Source organism: Thiospirochaeta perfilievii, from assembly GCF_008329945.1.
GTDB lineage: Bacteria > Spirochaetota > Spirochaetia > DSM-2461 > DSM-2461 > Thiospirochaeta > Thiospirochaeta perfilievii.
Genome location: NZ_CP035807.1, coordinates 2,416,622 through 2,441,675 on the forward strand (window position 1 = coordinate 2,416,622; position 25,054 = coordinate 2,441,675).

Sequence of the window (25,054 nt, forward strand, 5' to 3'; positions counted from 1 at the left end):
TTTTAGTAGTATTTATAGTTGTGTTTTAGGGTCTAAGTTATTTGTCTCAATATCCTTAAAGTAGTTTACAGTCCCTACTTTTAATTCTACAGTTGCTGCATCATTACACACAATTATACCGTTTCTATGTAGTTGTAGGGCAGAAACTGTCCACATATGGTTAACTCCCTCTTCAACAACCTTGTGTAGAGCTAAGGATTTATTATGTCCTGTTGCAAGTATAACTACAGTTTTTGCTGACATAACTGTTTTAACACCAACTGTTAACGCTGTTTTAGGTACTTGGTTTACATCGTTATTAAAAAATCGACTGTTTGCTATTATTGTATCCTGGGTTAATGTTTTAATTCTTGTTAAAGATTCTAGGGATGACCCTGGCTCATTAAAAGCAATATGTCCATCTGGTCCAATACCACCCATAAATAGATCTATTCCACCAGCATTTGCAATTTTTTCTTCATACTGTTGGCACTCTAAATCTAAATCTTTTGCATTTCCATTTAAAATGTTTACATTTTTCTCATTTATATCAATATGATTAAAAAAGTTTGTCCACATGAATGTGTGATAACTCTGTTCATGGTCCTCTGGTAGTCCAACATACTCATCCATATTGAAGGTTAATACATTTTTGAAACTTACATACCCCTCTTTGTTAAGTCTAATAAGCTCTTTATAAACTCCAATAGGTGTTGACCCAGTAGGTAGTCCTAAAACATAGGGTTTTTCCTCTGTTGGATTGGCATCTTTGATTTTTTTAGCAATAAAGGCTGCTGTCCATTTTGAAACATTATCATAGTCTTTTTGAATAATTACACGCATGGTTATTCCTTTTATATTATGGGATACATAATAAATAACATGGGTTTATTTTAATGTAAATAGAGTTAGTTTGATTTGTCATACTTTTTATAGATTTTTAGTGATTATTATTTTTTTCTCTGTATTAAGTCCTTGTTAGATGGCATTTTATCTCTATTTTTTAGCTCCTCTAGAAATCGTAACCCATCAGTGTAATAACCTGCTGTTCTCTTTATTCCAGGAATTATATTATCCCAATAATCATTAAAGCTTTTCATGGATATTTCCCGCATATATTTTGAGAACATTGATGCAAGAGCTGTTGTAAAATCAGTTGAATCCGCCTTAGCTTTAAAGTGAATATGGTTTGTATCCCATTTATAGTGGGAGTGATTTGCCTCTTCTTTAATAATTGTAAATTGAAAACCTGTTATTTCATCTAGGTATGGTTTATAGAATTTTCTCCCTCCCTGTTTATCTATGGTAATAACCTGTTCTCTTCCCTTAATTATTGCTGTTGAAATTAGTGGTTCAATAATTTTTTGACATACACTACTTTTATTATCATACAAATCAATTAGATGGTTAAAGTTCGAGGGGGATACTGCTGTTCTTTTTATATCTAACATTTTAACACCCCTTTGTTTAAATATTTTTAAAATGGATGTTGACTTATCTACAATATCCTTTTCCTTTGCTAATAGGGGTAGGGATAAATTGTATTTTTTATTCCATGGTGAGTTTAGTGAAGGGATAAATTCTGAAGTATTTTTAGGGATCGAACCATTTAGTAGATAGTAGAAGCTTAAAACATTTTGTTCTAATCTTAGTAGTCCCCCCTTACCTTGGTAGACTTTTTTACTATCATCTATATAAAATATCCTCTTTTGTTGATCCTCCATCAACTCTTTAAGGGGTGAGGGAGAGCTCATAGTCACTGCTGTAGCACAGTATGGGCCTAGTATTGGCCCTAATCCAGCCTCATCAATTCCTGAATATATCACTATTATCTTCCTTTACTCTATTAATTGTTTCGACTAATCTTTTGTAAACTTTTTTTACTCTTATATGATCTTTTTTGTTGTAAGCATTATCAAAGTTCCGAATTAACCTAGCAAAATAGAATGCATTTATTATTGCTGCAGCGTGTAGTAAAACTGGAATTTCCATTTTAATCCCTTCATCATCAGCAGCAGATATAAGGACCTCTAAAACCTCTAACTGTTTAGATATCTGATTAATTGTAGAGGTAAAAAGAGTTTCTGTTTCAACCTTAGATATTCCGTAGTCAGCCCTTAATGATGCTATAGTTGGAAACTCTTGGGGTTTAAATGTTTCTAAGGATTCTAACTTATTATATAACTGGTTTTTTCTTATAGGTTTTACTTGAACATCGTCCATCCCTGATTCGAAGCAGTGTCTTATATCCAGATCTAATGAGCTAGCAGTTAAACCTACAATTAATGTATCTAACCCTTTTTCTGTTGATCTAATTCGCTCTGTGGCTTCCCATCCATCCATTATAGGCATTTTTATATCCATTAGAATTACATCTACAAACTCTTTTTCAAAGAGCGTTATAGCATCTTCTCCATTAGTGGCAGTTAATACATTACAACCCATTTTAGTTAGATGCAGCTTTACTATGTTTAAGTTTGGTAGGTAATCCTCCACTACTAAAACAGTAATGTTTCTGTCTAAAAAATGTTTTGTTGGAACATTTAAGTTAGGAATACTCGTTTTAGTTTTATCATCAGATAAACCACACTGAAATTTTATATTAATAATATAATCATTGTCATTAAACTCCTCGTGAAACTTAATATCGTATAACTTTATATACTTTGTAAATATGTCTTTTCCATTACTAATTGGGGTTATAGATTCCGAGTCTGTATTTTGTAGCTTATGGGCTATAAACCTAGCATCTAGGTTCATATACTTCTCTGTTATTCCGTTGTTAGATATCTCATAGTCTATGTCTTTAGGGTTTAAGCTAATTAAAAATTGAAGAATATTTGTTACCATTTGCTTATATATTAGCGGATTACCTTTAATGAGGACTTTATCGGTAACTCCTACAGAGTTATAGTTTATCTGTTTTTTAAATGAGCTAATAAGGGGGGACGCATATACAGAGTTATCAAATATCTCCTTCATTCTAAAATCCTTAAGAAGAAGATCATTATTATTAAAATCCCTAGTTGAGAAGTCCATTATGTTGTTAATAGATTGGAATATTTTATCTGCTTCAATAATTATCTCTGTAACTAAAGGGGCCACCTCTGTAATATCATCTGTTGTATAGATAGTTTCACTATATCCTATAATACTGTTAAGTGGAGCTCTTAAATTTCTACCTAGAGTTGTAAAAAATATCGCCTTATCCCTAGTTATCTCCTCATTTATATTTTTTAATTCAGAGATGTGATGCTCTTTTCTTGATATCTCTAATTTATTTTTTTCTATAGTATCGAATAACTTACTACTGTACAGTTTATTACTCTCAATTTTGTCTGATATATCCTTAAAGTGGGTAATGTAGTAGCCAATAAGAACTGAGATTATAGCTGTGGAGGCAAGACCAAAGTCAGGTTTGTGCAGTATATTAATCATAATTATATTACCTAAATGAAGTACTAGACTTATTATAACTGAGGTATTTAATATTCTTGAATCTTTCATAGGTTTTTTTAATAGAATCAGTAAAAATCCTATGTTAGTTATAAAAAGAAGGGTGTTTATCACCTCATTTATACCAATTTTTTTAATATGAAGTGAATAAGAGACAGAGAGGGATAGTAGGGCTAAACCAATAATTACACTAGTTGTTAATATCTGTTTAGTTTCCCATACAGATCTTTTTACAGTGTGATATAGAATAAATAGTAACCATGCTAATAGGGAGAGTATAGGTTTAATTGAACTTAGGTTATCTTTAAGTAGGTTGCTATCTTCTAACCCATTTAATAAAAAGTGCATAAGAAAAAGAATTAGTGAAATTAGATAAAGGTAGTTACTTAGGTTTTCTCCATTTTTTCTAAAATAGGCATAAGAGAATATAAAAACAATTATTAATAGGGTATAGGTTAATGACTGGACCTGTTTTAGCCATTTATAAAATGAGATATACCATGGTAGTTGCTGTTCTGAACTTATAAACATCTTTGGTATTTTTGATTTTTTTAAGCCATAACTTACTACTTGTAGTTTATTTGGTTTTGACTTCTCTAATAAACTAGGAGGTATTCCTACAGTTAGTATGTGGCTAACGTCGCTATTCTTTACATGAATATAAGAACCAATATTTGATATAAGTTTATTATTTAGATAGATATAGGATAGTCCTAAATGTCTCTCTACTTTTAAGTATAACAGTCTATTGTTAAATTTCTCAGGGAGTTCGAAATGTGTCGTTCTAATACTTTTTTTATACTGATCTAGTAACCCTAGGTTAAAGTTGTTACTAAAATAGTTCTCCTCTCTCTCCCAGTTATTTAAATTTATTTGAAGAACTCCATTTTGAGAGAATAGTGATACTATGGAAAAAAGAAGTAATATTATTAATATTCTTTTTCTAAACATAGTCTATAATATTTGTTTTCATAGCATTGTGACAATACATTTTTTTCTATAAAATTATTTAGATAAATTCATAATTAAGTAGGTTTACATGGATAATAGTGAAGTTAAGACAGTAGATTTTATCAGAACTCAGATTAACGAAGATTTAAAAAACAATAAAAATGATAGTAGGGTTCATACAAGGTTTCCACCAGAACCCAACGGATTCCTTCATATTGGACATGCAAAAGCTATAAGTGTAAATCATGGTATCGCCACAGAATACGCAGGGAAATTTAACTTAAGATTTGATGATACCAATCCTGTAAAAGAGGATACTTTATACGTAGATGCTATAAAAAAAGATATTGAGTGGCTAGGTGCTAACTGGGATGGGGATGTTAAGTTTGCTTCAGACTATTACCAAACATTTTATGAGTCTGCAGTTAAGCTTATTAAAGCTGGTAAAGCGTATGTTGAAAGTCTAAGTGCTGAAGAGGCGAGAGAGTTTAGGGGTAGTCCTACTAAACCTGGTAAAAATAGCCCTTATAGGGATAGATCTGTAGATGAAAACCTAGAGCTTTTTGAAAAAATGAAGATGGGCGAGTTTGAAGAGGGAGAGTGTACTCTAAGAGCAAAAATAGATATGACCCATGTTAATGTACATATGCGGGACCCTTATTTATACCGAATTAGAAAGGTTGCCCACCATAGAACAGGGGATGATTGGTGTATCTATCCAATGTACGATTTTGCCCACTGTATAGAGGATGCTATTGAAGGGATAACCCACTCACTATGTTCCTTGGAATTTATAAACCATAGAGAGCTTTATGATTGGATTTTAGATAATCTTGATTTTAAATATAGGCCACGACAGATTGAGTTTGCCAGACTAAACTTAAGTTATACCGTTATGAGTAAGCGGTATCTTTTAGAGTTAGTTGAAACTGGAGTTGTTAATGGCTGGGATGATCCTAGGTTACCAACTATTAGTGGAATGAGAAGAAGAGGATACTCTCCCCAGTCCATTAGAAGCTTTTGTACCCAAATTGGTCTGTCAAAGGTTAACTCTTTAGTTGATTTTGCATTTTTAGAGTATGTCATTAGAGAGGATTTAAACAGTAGTGCAGATAGAATAATGGCAGTTACTAAACCTTTAAAAGTTACAATAACAAACTATCCTGAGGGACAGACTGAAGAGTTTGAAGCTGATAACAACCCAAATAGTGAGACTGCCGGTAAAAGAATGGTACCTTTTTCTAAGGAACTATACATAGACCGTACAGATTTTATTGAAGAACCACCTAAAAAATTCTTTAGAATGACTAAGGGACAAGAGGTTAGACTTAAACACGCCTATTATGTTACTTGTACAGATGTTATAAAAGATGATAATGGAGAAGTTACTGAGCTTCTATGTACCTATGATCCTGAATCTAAGGGAGCAAAAACTCCAGATGGAAGAAAAGTTAAGGGGACTATTCAATGGGTTTCTATAAAACACGCTGTAGAAGCTGAAGTTAGAATGTATGATAAACTTTTTACTCTAGAGAATATGGGTAGTATGGAAGAAGGTAAGGGGTATAACGACTATTTAAACCCTAACTCCCTTGAGATTATAAATAATGCATTTATAGAACCCTCTATAAAAGAGAGAGCTATAGGTGAAGTAGTTCAGTTTATGAGAATTGGTTATTTTTGTAAGGATCAGGACTCTACTGATGATAAATATGTTTTTAACTTAACTGTGGCTCTTAAAGATTCATGGGCAAAGATGCAGAAAAAGAACAAATAATAAGGAGTTGTTAGGATGCAGCCAGATGAGATTGACTGGAAAATAATTGAGAATATTAGGGAAGAGCATAAAAATAATAATGCAATTGCCAGGGATCTAGGTGTTTCTGAGGGTATGATACGTCAGAGATTAAAAAAGCTTAAAGACTCTGGAGTTGTAAAAATCAGTGGGCTTATTAATCCTGATGTTCTTGAGAATAAGATGTTAGCTTTAATTGCAGCTACCCTAGTTGATAGCTCAAAATTAACAGAGATCTCTGAGAGAATTTCCGAGTTTGATGAAGTTTTATCCGTCTCTGTATCCACTGGACGATACGATATTATGATTGAAATATTAGTAGAGTCAAATAAAGGCTTGGTTAAATTTTTAACTCAGACCTTATCTTCTGTTGAGGGTATTAGCGAGACTGAAACATTTGTTATGTTAAAAACCTTTGGGAAATATGTTTAGGATTAGATTAATACTAATCCATAATCATATAAGATAGATGTTGATTCCTGACTTAACCATAAGTCAGGGTCAATTCTGTATTTCGAGGCAATTGAATCCACATCCTTAAGAGTTATTTTGGCTCTTTTTTTATAAGTTATCACTTCTAAAAGCTCTTTAATAAAATTCACTTCATCTTCATCTAAGGTAATACTCTCCTGGGATGTATTGTCATATAGGTAGATGTTATTCCCTTTAAACTCTACATTCGAACCTATCCACACTATCTGGGTTGAATCCTTAAGTTCAACAGATGTTGTAGCAAGGATATCTTCTAAATAGCTCTTTTTTATTTTAGTTTTAGGAATAGGGAAGTCAAACCATCTTGATAGTGGAAGACTTAATCCATTCCCCCTCATAAAATTGTACAAAGATGTTTTTAATCCATTTGAAAATCTAGATGGATCTTTATCACTAGAAGAGAACTCTAAATCATTTTTTGCAAACCCTTCATGTTTTGGTCCAGTTATTGAAACACCGTACTCTTTTGGATTTATTCCGACCCTACTATGGGCTGTTAAAGCAAACTGGTGCCAGTATGCAGATTGTATTAAACCTAATTGAAATAGCTGTCTAACAATTTCTAAGGCATCTACTGTCTCTCTATCTGTCTGACTAGGAAAACCATACATAAGGTAAGCGTGAACAAGAATCCCTTCCTGCCCTAATGAGGCCGTAACCTTAGTCACTTGGTTTACAGTTACACCCTTATCCATAAGTTTCAATAATCTATCCGATGCAACTTCTACACCTCCAGATACTCCTATACATCCACTTTTAGCCATTATTCGGGCAAGACCCCTGGTAAAACGAGTCTCAAACCTAATATTTGTCCACCATGTAACAGCTAGACCTCGTCTAATAATCTCTAAGGATACTTCCTTTAATAGGGCAGGGGGTGCTGCCTCATCTACAAAGTGAAACCCAGTCTGACCTGTATCCTTAATAATCTTCTCAATTTTATCTACAATTGAAGTGGCATTGGATTGATGATAGGAGTTTATATAGGGTAGGGATGTATCGCAAAATGCGCATCTTTTCCAATAACATCCGTGGGCTAGTGTCAATTTGTTCCATCTTCCGTTGTTCCATAGGGAGTGCATGGGATTTAGTGTATCTAAAAGGGATATATATAGGGAGAGGTCTAATCCTTTGTAGTCTGTAGCTGGAAGACTCTCTAAAGCTGGATCCATTGAACTATTTTTGTGATAGACTACCTTACCATCCTTTAGGGTATAGGTTCTATTTAACTTAATGTTTTTATCAGATAAACTTCTTAGAATAAGCTCTATAGGTGTTTCTCCATCATCTAATACAACATAGTCCACATAGTCAAAAAACTTCTTCTCTGTAAGTGATCTTAATTCGGTATTAACCCAACCTCCACCTATTATTATTTTTATATTTGGATCAATTTTTTTTATATATGACGATATTTTTAGGGTTGATATTAGGTTTCCCGGGAAGGGGATTGTAATACCAATTACATCATATTTCTCCCTAGCAATTATTTTACTCCACTCTTCTAATATAATATCAGTTATTACAGTTGTTGGTCTCTCTAGCTCATCTTGTATAATTGAGAAAGAAGCGGGGGAGAGACCTAGCCTCTCACTATATCTACTAAAACCAAAGTTCTTATCTATATTTTGAGTTATATAGTCCCCAATATCGTTTATATATAGGGTTGCTAAGTATCTAGCATTATTTTCAATGCCACTCTCTAGGTTATCAAAACGTGTTGATTGGGGTAGGAAGTCACTATTGACTATTCTATTCTCTAAGGTAGGGTTTTTCCCTTTTAAAAAATCTATTACAGGATCTATAGTCTTTATGTATGACTCTTTTAAAGCTCCAACTCTTCCAACTGACTTTACGCTGAAAATTCTCTCTAGTCCCTCTTTAGAGAGTATTTTATTTATTACTATAATTCCTAAGTCTACTTGATCAACACTATGCCCCTTCTCTCTTAAAAAGGCACAGAGATAGGATATTGCTGGGTATGGAGTATTTAGCTGGGAGAATGGGGGAGTAACTAGTAGCGTTTTCAATTAAATACCGTTTACATTAAGCATTCTAATTTGTCTCTCTGCTTTCTCTATTGTCATACCATCTAAATCCTCTACAATTAATACATATCCACCATAGTTTCCCTTCCAGCTATAAAATATAAAGTCAATAAGTGGGTCTGGAATATTTATTGGGTTCTCCCCTGAAGAGAACTCTAGATACTCATTATATGAAGGCATTATTACCCTCTTATTCTCCTCGGTTAAATCTGCTCCAATAAAATTTAAAACTGCTGGTATCCCTCTTTTTAATACAATTACAGATGGATTAAAACCGTTCTTTGTAATCTCTATCTCAATATACTGTTTGTCAGAGGATAGTTTAGATACTCCAAAGTTATTTATTTTAATATCAGGAACATTTTGATCTGCAATATAATCTTCTCCATGTATATCATCTCCATAACCAGAGTCTAAGACTTTTTTATAGGGAAGAGAGAACACATCTATCTGTTCATCAAAAACTTTTATTACATAATCTCCCCGTCCTAATCGTCCTGTAAAATAGATAAACCCCGCTTTATTTTCGTTAATTACAATTGTCTGATATCCTGAGTTTAGGATAGATCTATGTCTATATCTTGGTATATAGATTGTATCCCCCTTCTTCTCTCCCTGTATCATCCAGTTTAAATCATATCCTTTACTAATTATAATTCTGTTATCTAGAGTGGAGATATCTGATTTAAGATATTGAATGTTATTAAGAGTTTCAGGCACCACTGCTGTTTTTCTACTCTCAAATGGGCTAAATAGGAAAATTTCACTATACATTAACCCTTTAAAAAGTATAAAAGCTGTAGCTATAATAAATAGTATAATTTGTAAAATATTGTAGAGTTTATTAAAATTAAGAAACTTTCTACCTGGTATATAGAGGGAACCTAGGGCAAAGAATAATAATATAACTCCACTCTCAAAATAATATCCATGGGCAAGGGCAATAAACATAATAAGGTGTAGAGATGCGGATGAGGAGAAGATATTAAGTAGTCCAGCTAAGAGTGATTTCCTTGAGTGGTGATGACTATGAAGACCTATTAATATTATTTGGGGGAAAAGGGGCAGATGGGACAGGGATAATATAAGTGTTCCAAATGCAATTATTGAGAGAATCAACCCACCAATTGGCTGATTAATCTTTAATAAAAATCCTAGTATACCTAGTAAGACCCCGATAATAGGGAAGGATATTATCTTCCCCAAATTGAAAAGCAGAGTATTCTCTATATGAGTAGGAGTTAGATGTTCTTCTAATCTATTGGCAAGAAACCCCATTAATATTACTAAAAGTAAAAAAACTATCTTTATAATTATAATCATAATTTAGTTTAATCATTACTTCTTTTTAGAACAAGGTTTACTTCCTTATTTGTGATATTAATATTAATCCTATAATAGATGTAATCCCTGTAATAATAAAAGGAGTTGTATAACTGTTACTATGTTTTAATAAAATAGGACCAATTAAAGCCGCAACACCGTAAGCCTGGTATACTAATCCATAATTTCTCCCTAGGTTTGTCAATCCAAAATACTCTGATGTTATAGTAGGGTATATAACAAGAAATCCTCCAAAACAGAATGTAATGATTGCTATTAAAAAGTAGAAGAGGAAGATATTTATCGGTATCAAACTAATAGTAAATAGGGCTAGAGCAGAGAGAATAAACATTAACATTGCTGATAATCTGCAACCTATCTTATCTGATATTATACCCCAGAATAGTCTGCCTAGGGTATTGAATATTGATATTATAATAACAGCTGATGTTGCCTGGGTAAATGTTACATGGGCTACGTTTAAACCAACCTCTACAGCCGAACTAATAAGTAAAAGACCTCCAATACAAGCTAGTAGGTATGAGAACCAGATAAAGTAGAAGTTTTTAGTTTTTACCATTGTTCTAACTGTATATAAAGTAGAGTTATTTTCTTTATGTTTATCTGAATGGGATTTAGAAGGTTCTTTTAATAATCTTGATCCTGTAACTGTCAATATTAAATAGATCATTCCAAGCCATAAAAATGATTGGGATACGCCCTTATTTATTATTAGAGCTTCAATTACTGTTTTAAAAATTAGGCTTCCCATACCAAATGCGCCAATGGCAATCCCTGTAACTAAACCTTTTTTCTTTGGAAACCACTTAATACATGTTGCTAGAGGGCAAACATATACAAAACCCACTCCTATTCCTGCTATAACTCCATAAAATAGGTATAGTTCTATTAGGGTATCAGCTCTACTTGTTAAAATTAGGCCTAAACCGTAGAGTATTCCACCTATTGTTCCAATTATTCTTGATCCAAATCTATCTAAGAGTCTACCAGAGAACATCGTTGTAAAGGCAAAAACAAATATTATTAGTGAGTTTGTTAATAATATATCACTAATATCCCAATTAAACTTATTATGCAAAGCTTCGTTAAAAAGTGTCCATGAGTATATAGCCCCTATGGAAATTTGCATTAGGACGGCACCAAATAGAATTATTAGTTTTTGATTTTTCATTTTCATTATAGAAAAATATTAACTAATTACTCTTTAATATCAATACTTTTATAGAAAAATTTACAAACCTTTGTTATATTCATCCCCAGGAGATTACAATTGAAGAAGTTAGAGACACTAATTGATAAAAAGATAACTAAATCGATATTAAAATATAAAATGATTGAAGAGGGAGATAAGGTTTTACTTGCTGTATCTGGGGGTAAGGACTCTATGATATTAGCCTACTACTTAGCAAAAAAAATAAAGGGATTCCCAATTAATTTTACCTTTAAAGCTATTCATATTCAGTCTGAGTTTGGGAACCCAGCGGAGATGGCCAATATGGAGAAACTACTCCAGAGCTGGGGGGTTGATTATGAAATACTTGAGGTGGGTGTAATAAAAAGGTTAAAACCAGGAAAAAAAATGAACTGTTATTGGTGTTCAACCCAAAGAAGGACTGAGTTATTAAAATACGCTGTGGATAATGGGTATGATAAGATAGCTCTTGGCCACCATATGGATGATATAATTGAATCATTAATAATGAATATGGCCCTAAAGGGAAAAATATCAACAATGTTACCAATATTAGATTACGATAGATATGACCAAGCAATTATTAGACCTCTCTCCTATGTTAAAGAGCATGAGATAATAAAAATGGCAGACCATTTAAATATTACTAAGTGTACCTGTCAGTGTGGGTTTGCAGATAATTCTAAACGTAGGGATATGAGGGATATTATCCAAACTATGGTAGATACCCATGGGGATGTTGTAAGGGAGAATCTATACAACTCTATGAGCAATATTATACCTAGATACCTTCCTGAAGAGTAAAGATAAACTTAAAGCCTAGAAGTTGGGAGCTTAATAACTCCCTAATCCTAGAAACATGGCTTCTTTTCATCCTTTGAACACTTTCCAAACTGTTTACACTGATAACAAACCTCATTATCTATATACTCTTTATCCTTAAAGTTTTTAATATTATTTAAAGTTGTATTTGCAATATTCTTTAATGCTTCGTTAGTCAAAAAGGCTTGGTGGCTTGTAATTAATACGTTAGGGAAGGATATTAGTCTTGCCAATTTATCATCTGAAATCATATCATTTGAGAAATCCTCAAAGAAGTATTCAGCCTCCTCTTCGTAAACATCTAACCCTGCAGAACCTATCTTACGGCTTTTAAGGCCATTAATTAGATCCTTTGCGTCTATTAAACCTCCCCGGGATGTATTAATTATCATAACTCCATCCTTCATCTTTTTAATACTATCCCTATTTATTATGTGCTCTGTTTCCTTTAACAGAGGGCAGTGTAGAGATATTATATCAGACTCCCTATATAGAGTATCTAAGTCGCAATAGGTAACCTTTAGGTTAGTGTTTGGAAATTTATCATAGGCTAAAACATTCATTCCAAATCCATTTGCTATGTCTATAAACTTTTGTCCTATCTTACCTGTTCCTATTACACCAATGTTCTTTTTATATAGGTCAAAGCCCATAAGTCCACCAATATTAAAGTTGCTCTCCTTTGTTCTATTATAAGCCTTATGAGTTTTTCTATTTAAGGTCATAATTAGTGCCATTGCGTGTTCTGCTACAGCGTATGGGGAGTAACTTGGAACCCTTACTACGTGAACTTTATTAAAAGCACTTTTAAAATCGATGTTATTATATCCCGCACAACGTAGGGCTATAATTTTTATACCAAGTTCGTGTAATCTTGTAATAATTGGTTCCGTTATTATATCATTTACAAATACACAAACAGCGTCATAACCTTTGGCTAATTCTACTGTTTCGATTGTTAACTTAAAGTCAAGAAACTTAAGCTTGTAGTTAAAGTCTCTGTTCTCTTTTTCAAAAGAGTCTATATCATACTGTTTACTATCGTAAAATACTATTTTCATTTTGGCCTCCAGTTAGTTGCGCCTATATTAGTAAGTTATTAATATTAGTCCTAATGGTCAAGGTTTGAACATCGATTAGATTTAACAAACTTCGATTCTAGGTTATTTAAAAATTATAGGTTTATATTCCTATATATTCAAATATAGTATAAAAGGATACTATTAAAAGAATGGATCTTTTTTTATAGGAAAATATAAGATTAAGCTTAAGGAGTGACTTTGTGACTAGTGTTGAAAGTGAATTAAGAGAGAGGGAAAAGGAGCTTGATTGTCTCTATCATCTTTCACCTCTGTTTACTAGTTATAGTGGTGCAGAGGAACCTCTTTTAAAAAGGGTTACCTTGGAGCTTTCTAAGGCAATGACTAACCCAAAAGCTTTAGATATGAAGTTGAAAATAGTTAGAGAGGGTGAACAGATAGTAGGACAGGGTAATATATTTACAACTTCTAGGCTTAACAAAGATGAGAAGTTAGTATTGTATATTAGTTTTTTTAATAATGAAGATATACTTGTTCCAAGGGAAAAGAATCTACTTATTTCGGCAGTTGAACTATCTGCAATAGCTGTGCAAAGATTAAGAAATGAAGCTGCTATAAAAGGAAAAAATGCAACTCTTACAGAACTTTTGACTAGACTACAAAATGAAAGGGAGAAAGATGCTGAAACAATTCAGGTCAAAATCCAAACATTTCTATTCCCTCTACTTAATCAGCTTCGTCAAATATTACCTGATCAGAATCAGATACTCTTATCCTTAATTCAAACAGAACTTGAAAACTTAACAAACAAAGGTAGTAAGCTTAATTCTCTTCTAGGGATTTTGACTCCTAGGGAGATGGAGGTTTGTAGTTTTGTTGCAAAGGGGGTAGGTTCTAAGGAGATAGCTAACTGCTTAAATATTAGCCCTGAAACAGTTGAACGGCATAGATGTACTATTCGTAAAAAGCTAAAATTAAACGGAAAAGCTATAAATCTGCAAACCTACCTAATAAACCTGTAAAAAACCTGTACGTTAACTACAGGGTTAATTCAGATTGTCTGCTTTACTGCCTAGATATAGAGTTAAGTAATAATTAGGAGGTCAAAAATTGGCTAATAAGCAGATAATATTAAATGAGAAAGATTATAAAAGTCTTACCTTATTCATACGTCAAATTAAAAAAACACAAAAATATAATAATAAGTTTATGAAAGTTCTAGTAAGCGAGATGGAAAATGCATTTATTGGGGACGTTAATCATTTTACAACCAAGTATGTTACCCTTAATTCAAAAGTGACATATAAGGACATAAAAAGTGGAACTATATCTAAAGCAACTATTGTTTTTCCTGTTTTTGCCGACTCCACAAAAGATCTATACTCAATACTCTCTCCTCTAGGAACGGCTTTGATAGGTGAAGCAGTGGGAAATATCGCAACATGTTATGCTCCTGCTGGAGTAATAGAGCTAGAGGTTATAGACGTAGAACAAGTTACTATTGGAGGTGAATAAACATGCAGGTTAACTTGAATACCTGTAACTCTCCAGGAAATAATCTTATATTTTCAGAGGAGGGTGAGTATCTTATAGCAGGTATTATGGAGTTTCTTAATTACAGGAAATCCCCATTTTTATCGATGCTTAAACAAAGAAAGTCTGACCTTGAAGCTCTTTCTGTTATTGTTAGACGATCACCTAGCCTAATAAAAGAGATGAATATGCTTGGTGAAAGTCGGAGTAGAGATACTCTTAGTCTTAAAATTAAAGAAAAGAGGATTGATCAAGTTGTAAACATGCCTACCAAGGTAATTCTAGGTTTTGGTTTTTCCATAAGCCTACTTCACTTTTGGGGTTTTCTTGTTAAACTGACATTTAAATTTCCAGAACTTGAGGCGTTTAAAGAACCAGTGGAGGAAGCTTATTCCAATATTCTATATTCACTTATGGCGGAAGAGTTATATAAATCTCTATTAACTATGAAAAATTATAATGGAAATTCTTCTGATTACATATCTAGCGAGCTAATTGAATTATGGGAAAATAGATTTGAAAATAAAACTCAGTTTTTTGCTCCATATATTAGAACCCTATGGGAAGCCCGTCAAAATATTGTACCTGTTTTAGGTACTCTTATGGGATCAATGGAACTAATGCGTCTAAGTTCCCTTTTATCTCCTATTTGGTCTGAATTTCTCCAGTGGTATAATAGAGACTTTGATGATAAAGGTGAAGCTTTAGAGGAGTTTCTTTTTGATCTTAAATATGAAGAGATTACAGCCCTTCGTAGTTATATGAAAGAGAACCATATATCAGCAGTAGATCGAGTTCGTGGTACTGAGATTATTTCTAACCTGCTTAATGAGCCTCTTATAAAGCTTAGGGAGAGACAGGATAGGTATAATCAACCCCAATCTCTTCAGTTGTATCAAAGTTTTTTAAGAAGACGACAAGATGGAATTAATAGACAACGTGAAGGTGTGGAAGGTCCAAAGCAGACCTTAGAGGAGCTATTTCTACTATTCCTTATGAAAAAAAGGGTCTAAAAGTCCCTACTTATTACTATTTAGAACCTTATTCCCCCACGGATGTATTGCAATTTAGTTTTGGAATAATTATTAATAAAAAAAAGAGTCGGTACCGTTACTGACTCTTTATTTCCTAGTTTCCATTTAACTTTTTCTAATCTACTTTTTTTTACATTTTTTAATAAATAACTTTTGTTAATTAACTTTTAATAATGATTAAATAATACACCTGGTTTTATTATTTGAATATAAGTAGATAGCCTTAAATTGAATAGGGAAATTTCCCAAAAGGTGTGTGAGAAAAGGATAGTATTTATTTTAATTTAAAGATAAAATTCTTTATGGTTTTAACTTCTTTATTTTGCTTATGGAATTTCCATCTTTTTTTTATTGTTGTTATACATTGATTGTCCAATATTTTATGTCCACTGGACTTTAATATAGTTACACTCTTAATTGAACCATCCATCATTATTGATATTTCGACCTTAACAATCCCTTCTATTTTCCACTTAATGGCAGATTTGGGGTAGGTTGGCGCTACAAGATTTAACCTTCTGGATATCTCTTTAAAATCTATAGTTTCACCATTACGTTGGGTTTCCTTAGTAGGTTGGGTTTCCTTAGTAGGTTGGATTTCCTTAGTAGGTTGGATTTCCTTAGCAGGTTGGATTTCCTTAGCAGGTTGGATTTCCTTAGTAGATTGGGTTTCCTTAGTAGGTTGGATTTCCTTAGTAGGTTGGATTTCCTTAGCAGGCTGGATTCCCTTAGTAGGCTGGACTTTTCCAGTAGTTTTGGTCTTCTTTGAAATTAGTGTGGGAATTGTAGTTTTACTTTCCTTTGTTGTTTGAGTTTCTTTAGCAGTTTGAGTTGTTTTTACAGGTCTTTTTTTGTTGGAAACTATTTGGGGGGGATTGGCCGAATCTATTAAAAAAAACAATTTTGTAACCTGAGGAACATCTATCTTTTTGACGTCATGTTTTTTTATATACAAATCTAGAAGAAAAATAGAAGAGAACATTAGTACCAAGGAGATAAAAATTGAACTAATCCATCTATTATCTAATATAAATGAGCTGCTGAACACCATCAGAAGCTTGAATAGTCTCTTCATGATTATAGCTATCTCCATTAAGAATATAAATCTCATCCTTAGCAAAATTTGATAGATAAATTTTATTTGTCTCAGGAATAAATAATAAGCCAGAGATAAAAATATTATCAAAAACAGTAGTAATACCTATTTTCTTATATGTCTCATAATTATAGGCACCTAGGCCTGTAGTACCATGTAGGTAGACTAGCTTTTTAGAAAAGTTAATTCCCCCATCAGCGAATATTGGAGAACCTCCGACCTCTATTGTTGATTTTAACTGGAGGGATTTTGAGTTTAGAATAATAACTACTCCATCACTAACTCCAGTACTGTTTTCTCCTGTGCATATTACATGAATTTCTTCCCTTTCTTTAAAGGGGATTATTGATTGTGGATTAAAGATTCTATTAGGAATTATATCCCTTAGGTTAACTGTTTTCTCAATGGTATCATCTAAAGTATTGATTATAGATATTGAATTAGAAGTTGTATTGCCAATATAGAGCCTGTTATTTATAAGACAACCACCCTCAGGATTTTTTCCCACCTTAATAGCTTTAAGAATTTCTCCAGATTGCTTGTTAACCTTTATAACTTCATCTGAGATATAACAGCTAATATATAGGAAATCTGTATTAGGTAGAGGAAACGTCATCCATGGATTTTTACCACTACCTAAATAGATCTCTTTAGTTTTGTGTAAATCTTTGTCGTCGTACAGGGAAATCGAGTTATCGCCAGAATTTACTAATATAATAGTGTCAGTTAATACTAGATGGTTTGGCCACATACCCGTTATTTGCACATTATTATAAACTCGATTCTCTGGAATATCTAGAACGCTTAATGTCTCTGCTAGTCCATTAAAAAAAACAATATTCCCTTTAATTTCAGGAATAATAATCTGTTTATCGTTATTACAAGAGAGCATTAAAACTGTGATAATTACTGATAGAAGTTTATTCATTTATATTCCTTATATATTCTAGACTTATCCCAAGAGTAAATCCTGGTACAGGGTAACCACGGTAATCCGTATAGTTTTTGTTTAATAAATTTTTACCATAAATATTTAGTATTAACTCATCTGTTATTGGTATAATGGTATTTAGGTCTACAAGGGTATAACCGGCTCTACTTTTTGTATTTGCACTAGTTATATAACTCTCTCCTGTAAAAGTGGTATCAAGGGAGATTTTAAAACTATTGTAATGATAATATATTAGAATTACATTTCCTTTATGGGATGGCCTGTTTATAAGTTTTTTATTGAATAATATACCTGGATCCCTGTTTAAAGCTGATAGGTATGTATAATTTATTCGACCTTCTAAATATCCGTAAATTGGTAAAAAATCAATTAGAATTGACAATTCAGTCTCTAAACCCTTAATTTGGGCTGACCCTAGGTTATTAGGCGACCAAAGACCGTTGGGCCCTGGGTTCCATTGTATTAGGTTTGAAATATCATGATAGTAGAGCGTTGTTTCAAGTTTTAAATTTCCTGTTAGAGCAGTTATAATGCCAAGGTCAAATATAATGGCATTCTCATTTTTTAGATTAGAGTTTCCAATTGCAAATGAGGTTTGAGGCCAAAATAGATCGTTAAAAGAGGGCAACCTATAACTATTGGCAACACTACTTTTTAGTGTGTGTCTGTTTTGAGAATCAAAGTTGTAAGAAAAACCAAGACTCCAACTAAAAATAATATCGGAGTCTATTACCGTATCTATTCGAATTGATGGATGAATTAAAAGTTTAGAAAAAATATACTGGGGAGAAATGTAAAGGGAAATTGCCTCCCTTTTTATATTTTTATCTATAGTTGTAGAGTCTAAATAGTCAAATCTTGAACTTAGTTCAATTGTATTATTATAGGAAAAAGTTGATGATAGTGATTTATAATCATGGTTACTACTAATAGGTCCTAAAGGGGCATCTGAATCTTTATAATCCCTTATTTTATTTAGATATGTGACATCTATAAAAAAGAGGTCTATAAAGTTAAAATTAATTCCACTAATGTATTCTAAGTCCTTCATTCTAGCTGTTATTGAAGGAAACTCTATAATACCGGGAACACCTTTATCAGCAGTATAAAGGCTATTATTAAGGGTTATGTCTATATTATTGATTAAAAAGTTCAAATTAAATGAACCAAATATAGATTTTAAGTCAGAGTTTATCCTCTGTCTTGAACTCTCTCTATATAAAAAATCATAATTCCCAGGGCTATATATTCCATATATTCCACCATTAACATTTAAGCCTTTAAAATTCTTGTTTAAGTTTAAAGAGAGGATATTTCTTTTTTCTATGTTGTAGTCATACTTTATTCTTATGTAGGAATTAATATTTTCATCTGTAATAATATTAACTACTCCACCAAATGCACTCTCTCCATAAACAGCAGACCCTCCACCTCGTATAACTTCAATCTCTTTTATGCTCTCTGGGGATATAGTGGAAAGATCAACTCCTCCCCCCTGGGATGAGTTAAGCCGCTTTCCATTTAACATTATAAGAACCTGCTCTGGAGAAGAACCTCTAATTGATATAAATGATGGAGACGCATCATTACCCATTTTTGACATTGCTACACCCATTGCTGATGATATTAATTCTGATGTGGATGCCCCAGGTAATAGAGATATTTCTTCCTTGGAAATTATAGATATCTGTTTTGTATTATTATCAAATTTATTAATTTTTTCTGTTTCTCCGGTTATAATTATTGTTTCTATATCCTCTGTAGAGAAAAGGTTTAATGATAAAAATAGCAGTATTATTAATAGATATTTTTTCACTTTTTCACTCTTATAATTGCATCAACTTCTGTCTCTGACTGGTAATAAGTCCCCCCATATGTGTACCCTCCATTAGGAAAGAGACCTGTACTAATTTTTATATATGAAATACTGCTTAATTGAACAGGAGTAAACTTACTGTCTACTGCCCATTCTAACTTAAAAGCATCCCCTCCCCCTGAACCACTATCTATAGTTAAGTCTCCTGGAGTGTCTGGTACAGTATAAAAATCTTCATCTTTTATGTTTTCTGGTTTTTTAAGTGTAGGTGTAACTTCTGTAAACCCAACTCTGCAGTTATAATCATCTGCTGACTCCCAAGCATTTATAGAGTTCGAACCATATGTCACTTTTTTTTTGACTATTGAGTCTCTATTCTCAGGAGTAACTAATAAAAGCCATTCATCTTCAATATTCTCTTTTACTTCAACAAATCCTGGCTCTAGGTTGGGGTTATTAGGGTCTGCTCCTACCCAAATGGTATTTCCAAATACAATAAAATCATAACTGTTGGGTATATTCTCAATTGGGGGATCAAATCTAACAACGATATACCCTCCAGGGCCTCCAAGAGTCACTATAGAACTATTATCTGCCCCGTAAATACCACCCCCCTTTGGGAACCCAAGAAGTTTGTCTAGGTTTTCCTTTATAGAAAATGTAGGGTTTTTACTATAAAACCCTGGAGCAGCATAATAGTCAGTTACTTCCACTGGGTAGTAGATAGAGGCCCTATTATAATTACCTTCATTAACAGAGCAAGATAACAGTAGTACAAAAATAATAGGGGAGAACCTCATAACTACTCTTTTGTTGTTGTAGAGTAGAAGTTAAAATAGTTAGCTTCGTCTGTCATACCAATTTTAGCCTCAGCTTCTGTCTCAAAATATGTTCCAGAATTATAACCTTCAGAGTAGGACATTGTTGTAACTCCATTATCAGTTATTAAGGATTTCCATCTAAGAATACCGTATTTTCCAGCCCCAGCGCCACCGTTTATTGAGTCGTACTTAATTGTAATATATCCATACTCCCCAGTAGAGGTTTCCACTTCTGACCCATTGTAAGTGCCATTTTCAAAGGAAGTTATCTTCCCTTTGTGACTTTGAGTAAGTTGTCCATTATTGGACCAGTATGATGAGTATTCATTGCTTGTTACTTCAATTTTTCCTCCGGATGATGGATCAAGCCATGTTCCTACAATACTTAACTCTGTTGTGGTTTGGTTATCAAATAGGTTACAGCTATTAAGCAGTAATAGAAGGGCTATTAGAGGGGTTATAAATCCTCTTCTTAATGTTTTGTTGTTCATTTGTTCTCCTTTCATTCAAGAAAAGAGTCTGGAATTAAATAGACAGAGATGTGGTGCTGTGTATTATTATCCCGACTCAATCGCGAAGTCTTAATAATTTTTTACACATATTCAAGTATCCGACTTAAGTTTTCCAAATAGGAAAAACTAATACGATGGCGCGACCGTGGAGGATTCTAACCTCACTTCCATGAATTATATGTTTGCAGAATGTTAGCAGGTTCTCTGTTCAATGTAAACCGATGATATTATAAATAAAAAGCCACAGGTTTTAACCTGTGACTTTTTTATTATATTGTACAACTTCTAGTTTAAGCCAGCCATCATGCTCATTAGACCTCCACCATTTTTAACATTGGTGAAACCTAATGATTGTAAAACCCTAACTCCATAACCACTTCGAGCACCAGAAGCACAGTATAGAGTAATATCTCTATCCTTAGCTCCTAACTCATCAGCCTTAGTTTCTAAATAGTCTAAAGGAATGTTAATAGCTCCTGGGTATGCTCCGTATGCAAACTCTCCAGGGGACCTAACATCCACTACTATTGCTGAGTTTGTATCAATCTTCTCTTCAACAACATTTTCTTCAACAACTTCTACACTAGAATCTTCAAGGTTATGAACAGACTTTTTATCTAATGGGATTAAATTAATGTGTAGATGTTCAAAACCAATAGTTCTTGCAAATCTTTCAATGCTTGGAAATCCTCCACCAATATTATATACATCACTATAACCCTTAAGGATTAATTCTCTTACAACTTGGTGACCTTTTTTACCCTTATCAGAGTAGATTAAGATTGGTCTATCTTTAGGAATCTCCGCTAATCTTTTATCTATCTGAGTATGTGGTATGTGGTCAGCTCCTGTTATGTGGGATCTCTCAAATGCAAAATAGTCCCTTACATCTATAAATGCTGGTCTGTTTTTTCCCGCAAAGTCATCTAATTCACTAACTGTAATTGATGGGCTATAACCTGTCATTCTATTTTGTGCTACAAATGCAGCCATATTAACTGGGTCGTTAGCTGTTCCAATTGGAGGAGAGTAGGAAAGATCAAGTTCTGATAAGTCTCCAATTGTCATTTTACAAGCTGCAGCTGTTGCCAAAACATCTAATCTCTTATCCGCAGCTTTATATCCACACGTCTGCCCACCTAAAATTATGCCTGTCTCACTATCGTAGGTTAGTAGAACGGTAACCGGGGATGAACCTGGGAAGTAGGATGTATGGTGCTCTTTGTGTATTACAATTGATTGGGCTTTAAACCCAGCATCAATAGCTTGCTTCTGGTTAAGTCCAGTAGACCCTGCAACAGCTTCAAAAACTCTAACAACAGAAGTTCCTTGGGAACCTTTATATGTCATCTTTTGACCTAATGCGTTAGATGCAGCAATTCTACCCTGTTTATTTGCTGGACCTGCAAGGGGAATTCTAACCTTTTTCCCACCAATTTTATGGGTCATCTCAACCATATCGCCAGCGGCGTATATATTGTCATCGTTTGTTTTCAGAGTCTCATCTACTAGAAGCCCACCTGCTTCTCCAATCTCTAATTTACTATCAATTGCTAGTTGTAGAGTTGGTTTTACTCCTACAGACATTAATACCATATCAGCATCTAAAGATTTACCGTTATCAAGTTTAGCCGTATATCTCTCAATTGAAGTAACAGCTCTCCCTGTATGTATTCCTACACCGTATGACTCCATCTCTTCTTGGATAAAACCCGCAATCTCAGCTTCCATATTAGGCATAACATGGGGCATCATCTCTACTACATTAACTTTTATATCCCGTTTAGCTAGGGCCTCTACCATCTCTAAACCGATAAAACCACCACCGATTACAACCGCCGACTCAGGTTTGTTTTTAGTAATATAATTTTCTATCTTATCCATATCCGATAGTGTCCATAGTGAGAATACATGTTCCTGATCTACACCAGGCAGAGGAGGTATTATTGGTTTTCCTCCCTGGGCCATAATTAGTTTATCATATTTGTATTCAACATTTTTCCCAGCTTTTTTATCTAGGGCAGTTACAACTCTATTTTCTCTATCAATTTTTATAGCTTCAGTCTCTGTTTTTACATTTACATTGTATTGATCTTTAAAACTTTCAGGGCTCTCAAGAATAAGGCTAGATCTTGCCTCAATATCCCCACCTATATAGTATGGCAGACCACAGTTTGCAAATGATACATCTGGACCAGCTTCTAACATTGTTATTTCAATATCTTTATTAAGTCTTCTAGCTCTTGCCGCAGCAGTTGCTCCACCCGCAACACCACCAATAATTAATAATTTTTCCATTTATTCCCCCAAAACATTATGTCGTAAAAACAATATATATAAAAAATTGCATATCGTCAAACATTCTACTGTCAAATATTGTAAATTTACTTAATAATACTTATTATTAACAATTATAGTGGAGGCTTAAGTAAATTGAAAATTTTTAATAATGATTTTTATGGAATATTTATAAAAAGACCAAATAGATTTATTATATATGCCTTACTTAATGGGAAAGAAGTTGTCTGCCACTGCCCAAACACTGGGCGGATGGGGGAACTACTTATCCCTGGAGTTAAACTAATATTGGAAAAAAGTCAAAACCCAAAGCGGAAGACAGAGTTTACTGTTGTTGCCATTTACAAAGGAGAGTTAATTGTTCCTATAACATCGGCTAGGGCAAATGATGTTGCACAGGAATTAATTATCCCAAAACTTTTTCCAGAACTTGATATAAGACGAGAGGTTACATACAAAAAATCTAGATTTGACTTCTTTATTGGTGGTACAACTTATATTGAAGTTAAATCCTGTACACTTTTTAATGGAGAGTTAGCTGTTTTTCCAGATGCACCTACCATTAGAGGGGTAAAACATTTAAAGGAGTTATTAGATAGTAGTAATAATGGTTATTCTGCCGCTGTAATTCTTGTCGTTTTTAATCCAGAAGCTAAACTTTTTACACCAAACTACATTACAGATCCACTTTTTGCTCAAACACTTTTTGACGTTTCAAGTAACATAAAAGTTTTTCCCTATAAGGTTGGTGTAGACCCAATGGGAAATATTATGGAAGTTGAAAATCCTATTCTGCCAATAAGTTATAAAGGAGATTTGCTTGGTTAAAGATTTAGATAATTTATATAAAAAATATAATAATATTGAGTTTGTACACCCAGATCCCTTTGAGTTTGTTTTAAAATATAGTAATAAAAATGATATGGAAGTTGTAGGGTTAATTGCTGCTTCTTTTGCTGTAGGTAATGTTTTTCAGATTCTTAAGTTTTTAGGGTCTGTATTTGATAAAATGGGGGAGTCTCCATATCTATATTTACTAAATAGTAGTGATAGTAAAATTGAGAATGATTTTAAAGGTTTTTATTATAGATATTATAAAGATTATCATATTGTAGAGTTTTTTATTAATATTTCTAGGGTTTTAAAGAGCTACGGATCAATTGAGGATTGGGTTGTTGGTTATTTAGATGAAGATGATGAGACATATTTCCCTCTATTTAAAAAGATTTCGGCAGATTTTAATCTGAGTTCTGCCTTAATTCCAAAAAGTAGTGGGAATAGTGCATTTAAAAGACTAGCTCTATATTTTAGATGGATGGTTAGGGATGATGGATTAGATTTAGGGCTTTGGAAAAAATTAAGCCCTAAAAAATTGATTATACCCCTAGATATACACATGATGAGTATTAGCATGATTTTAGGTTTTACTAAATCGAAGAGTAACTCAATGTCTAACGCCTTAAAGATTACCCAGGAGTTTAGAAAGTTAAATCCAAAGGACCCTGTAAAGTGGGATTTCTCTCTCTCAAGGTTGGGAATACATCCCGATTTGAATTATAATGAACTTATCTCCTTATTTTAATGGCTCCAGGTTCGCACACTTTAACACAAGCACAATCTTTATCGCATAAATCTTGGTGACTAACTTTACATAGACCTTTAAAATCGTCGATATATAATATCTTTTTTTTACAAACTTCTATACAGCATTCACAACCTGTACAGAGCAATGAATTAATCTCAACAATAGAATCCATTTTTCACCTCTATATTAAATATAATATATGTTATCATATATAAGTAAAAAAGATTCAATAAAATTGGTATTAATATTAAATTATTTAGTATTAGTTTTTTAATGTAAGGAGATTTT

21 protein-coding genes and 1 riboswitch are annotated in these 25,054 nt (G+C 33.1%); of the genes, 8 read left to right on the plus strand and 13 right to left on the minus strand.

Annotated elements, in window-relative coordinates; translation table 11 throughout:
• Positions 1–12 precede the first annotated feature (12 nt).
• From nagB to EW093_RS11085, 3 genes are all read right to left on the minus strand, one after another.
• The gene (gene nagB, locus EW093_RS11075; protein ID WP_149568469.1) at positions 13–822 is read right to left on the minus strand and encodes a glucosamine-6-phosphate deaminase; all 810 of its coding nucleotides are present in this window, start codon (positions 820–822) and stop codon (positions 13–15) included.
• Between the two features lie 107 nt (positions 823–929).
• Positions 930–1,805, minus strand: a complete 876-nt coding sequence (locus EW093_RS11080) for a hypothetical protein (protein WP_149568470.1) — start codon at positions 1,803–1,805, stop codon at positions 930–932.
• Positions 1,786–4,386 (minus strand): response regulator, encoded by a 2,601-nt coding sequence (locus tag EW093_RS11085; RefSeq protein WP_149568471.1) that lies wholly within the window; start codon positions 4,384–4,386, stop codon positions 1,786–1,788. Before EW093_RS11085 ends, EW093_RS11080 begins: the two co-directional genes overlap by 20 nt.
• Before the next feature lie 88 nt (positions 4,387–4,474).
• Between EW093_RS11085 and EW093_RS11090 the strand changes: the two genes are divergently transcribed.
• The gene (locus EW093_RS11090; protein ID WP_149568472.1) at positions 4,475–6,163 is read left to right on the plus strand and encodes a glutamine--tRNA ligase/YqeY domain fusion protein; all 1,689 of its coding nucleotides are present in this window, start codon (positions 4,475–4,477) and stop codon (positions 6,161–6,163) included.
• A gap of 15 nt (positions 6,164–6,178) precedes the next feature.
• Positions 6,179–6,613: an Lrp/AsnC family transcriptional regulator gene (locus EW093_RS11095; RefSeq protein ID WP_149568473.1), complete on the plus strand. Its 435-nt coding sequence runs from the start codon at positions 6,179–6,181 to the stop codon at positions 6,611–6,613.
• A gap of 2 nt (positions 6,614–6,615) precedes the next feature.
• Here the strand turns inward: EW093_RS11095 and EW093_RS11100 are convergent, their stop codons facing one another.
• From EW093_RS11100 to EW093_RS11110, 3 genes are read right to left on the minus strand one after another with little or no spacing between them, the layout of a single operon-like run.
• On the minus strand, positions 6,616–8,703 hold the full coding sequence (locus EW093_RS11100) for a B12-binding domain-containing radical SAM protein (protein WP_149568474.1): 2,088 nt from the start codon (positions 8,701–8,703) through the stop codon (positions 6,616–6,618).
• On the minus strand, positions 8,704–10,044 hold the full coding sequence (locus tag EW093_RS11105) for a sulfite exporter TauE/SafE family protein (RefSeq protein WP_149568475.1): 1,341 nt from the start codon (positions 10,042–10,044) through the stop codon (positions 8,704–8,706).
• A 37-nt stretch (positions 10,045–10,081) separates the two neighbouring features.
• Entirely contained in the window at positions 10,082–11,242 is a 1,161-nt protein-coding gene (locus tag EW093_RS11110; protein WP_149568476.1) for an L-lactate MFS transporter, read from the minus strand.
• 93 nt (positions 11,243–11,335) lie between these two features.
• On the opposite strand from EW093_RS11110, the gene EW093_RS11115 reads away from it, so the two are divergent.
• The gene (locus tag EW093_RS11115; protein ID WP_149568477.1) at positions 11,336–12,061 is read left to right on the plus strand and encodes a tRNA 2-thiocytidine biosynthesis TtcA family protein; all 726 of its coding nucleotides are present in this window, start codon (positions 11,336–11,338) and stop codon (positions 12,059–12,061) included.
• A gap of 47 nt (positions 12,062–12,108) precedes the next feature.
• On the opposite strand, the gene EW093_RS11120 is transcribed toward EW093_RS11115, so the two are convergent.
• Positions 12,109–13,140, minus strand: a complete 1,032-nt coding sequence (locus EW093_RS11120) for a 2-hydroxyacid dehydrogenase (protein WP_149568478.1) — start codon at positions 13,138–13,140, stop codon at positions 12,109–12,111.
• 221 nt (positions 13,141–13,361) lie between these two features.
• Between EW093_RS11120 and EW093_RS11125 the strand changes: the two genes are divergently transcribed.
• The 3 genes from EW093_RS11125 (at position 13,362) to EW093_RS11135 (ending at position 15,665) form a co-directional block, all read left to right on the plus strand.
• Positions 13,362–14,141: a helix-turn-helix transcriptional regulator gene (locus EW093_RS11125; RefSeq protein ID WP_149568479.1), complete on the plus strand. Its 780-nt coding sequence runs from the start codon at positions 13,362–13,364 to the stop codon at positions 14,139–14,141.
• 187 nt (positions 14,142–14,328) lie between these two features.
• The gene (locus EW093_RS11130; protein WP_149568480.1) at positions 14,329–14,634 is read left to right on the plus strand and encodes a GreA/GreB family elongation factor; all 306 of its coding nucleotides are present in this window, start codon (positions 14,329–14,331) and stop codon (positions 14,632–14,634) included.
• Between the two features lie 2 nt (positions 14,635–14,636).
• Positions 14,637–15,665 (plus strand): hypothetical protein, encoded by a 1,029-nt coding sequence (locus tag EW093_RS11135; protein WP_149568481.1) that lies wholly within the window; start codon positions 14,637–14,639, stop codon positions 15,663–15,665.
• A gap of 295 nt (positions 15,666–15,960) precedes the next feature.
• Here the strand turns inward: EW093_RS11135 and EW093_RS11140 are convergent, their stop codons facing one another.
• The 6 genes from EW093_RS11140 to EW093_RS11160 form a co-directional block, all read right to left on the minus strand.
• The gene (locus EW093_RS11140) at positions 15,961–16,641 is read right to left on the minus strand and encodes an energy transducer TonB (RefSeq protein WP_187759682.1); all 681 of its coding nucleotides are present in this window, start codon (positions 16,639–16,641) and stop codon (positions 15,961–15,963) included.
• Between the two features lie 64 nt (positions 16,642–16,705).
• Entirely contained in the window at positions 16,706–17,710 is a 1,005-nt protein-coding gene (locus EW093_RS17340) for a YncE family protein (RefSeq protein WP_187759683.1), read from the minus strand.
• Positions 17,703–19,550, minus strand: a complete 1,848-nt coding sequence (locus EW093_RS11145) for a TonB-dependent receptor plug domain-containing protein (protein ID WP_149568483.1) — start codon at positions 19,548–19,550, stop codon at positions 17,703–17,705. The genes EW093_RS17340 and EW093_RS11145 overlap by 8 nt, the downstream gene beginning before the upstream one ends.
• Positions 19,547–20,350: a hypothetical protein gene (locus EW093_RS11150; protein WP_149568484.1), complete on the minus strand. Its 804-nt coding sequence runs from the start codon at positions 20,348–20,350 to the stop codon at positions 19,547–19,549. Before EW093_RS11150 ends, EW093_RS11145 begins: the two co-directional genes overlap by 4 nt.
• A 2-nt stretch (positions 20,351–20,352) precedes the next feature.
• The gene (locus EW093_RS11155) at positions 20,353–20,862 is read right to left on the minus strand and encodes a hypothetical protein (protein ID WP_149568485.1); all 510 of its coding nucleotides are present in this window, start codon (positions 20,860–20,862) and stop codon (positions 20,353–20,355) included.
• A gap of 62 nt (positions 20,863–20,924) precedes the next feature.
• Positions 20,925–21,079: riboswitch (adenosylcobalamin (AdoCbl) riboswitch) on the minus strand.
• Positions 21,080–21,168: 89 nt separating this feature from the next.
• On the minus strand, positions 21,169–23,181 hold the full coding sequence (locus EW093_RS11160) for an FAD-dependent oxidoreductase (protein WP_149568486.1): 2,013 nt from the start codon (positions 23,179–23,181) through the stop codon (positions 21,169–21,171).
• Between the two features lie 135 nt (positions 23,182–23,316).
• On the opposite strand from EW093_RS11160, the gene sfsA reads away from it, so the two are divergent.
• Together sfsA and EW093_RS11170 are read left to right on the plus strand one after the other, a co-directional pair.
• Positions 23,317–24,009: a DNA/RNA nuclease SfsA gene (sfsA, locus tag EW093_RS11165; RefSeq protein WP_187759684.1), complete on the plus strand. Its 693-nt coding sequence runs from the start codon at positions 23,317–23,319 to the stop codon at positions 24,007–24,009.
• On the plus strand, positions 24,002–24,763 hold the full coding sequence (locus tag EW093_RS11170) for a TIGR02757 family protein (RefSeq protein WP_187759685.1): 762 nt from the start codon (positions 24,002–24,004) through the stop codon (positions 24,761–24,763). Before sfsA ends, EW093_RS11170 begins: the two co-directional genes overlap by 8 nt.
• Positions 24,764–25,054 lie beyond the last annotated feature (291 nt).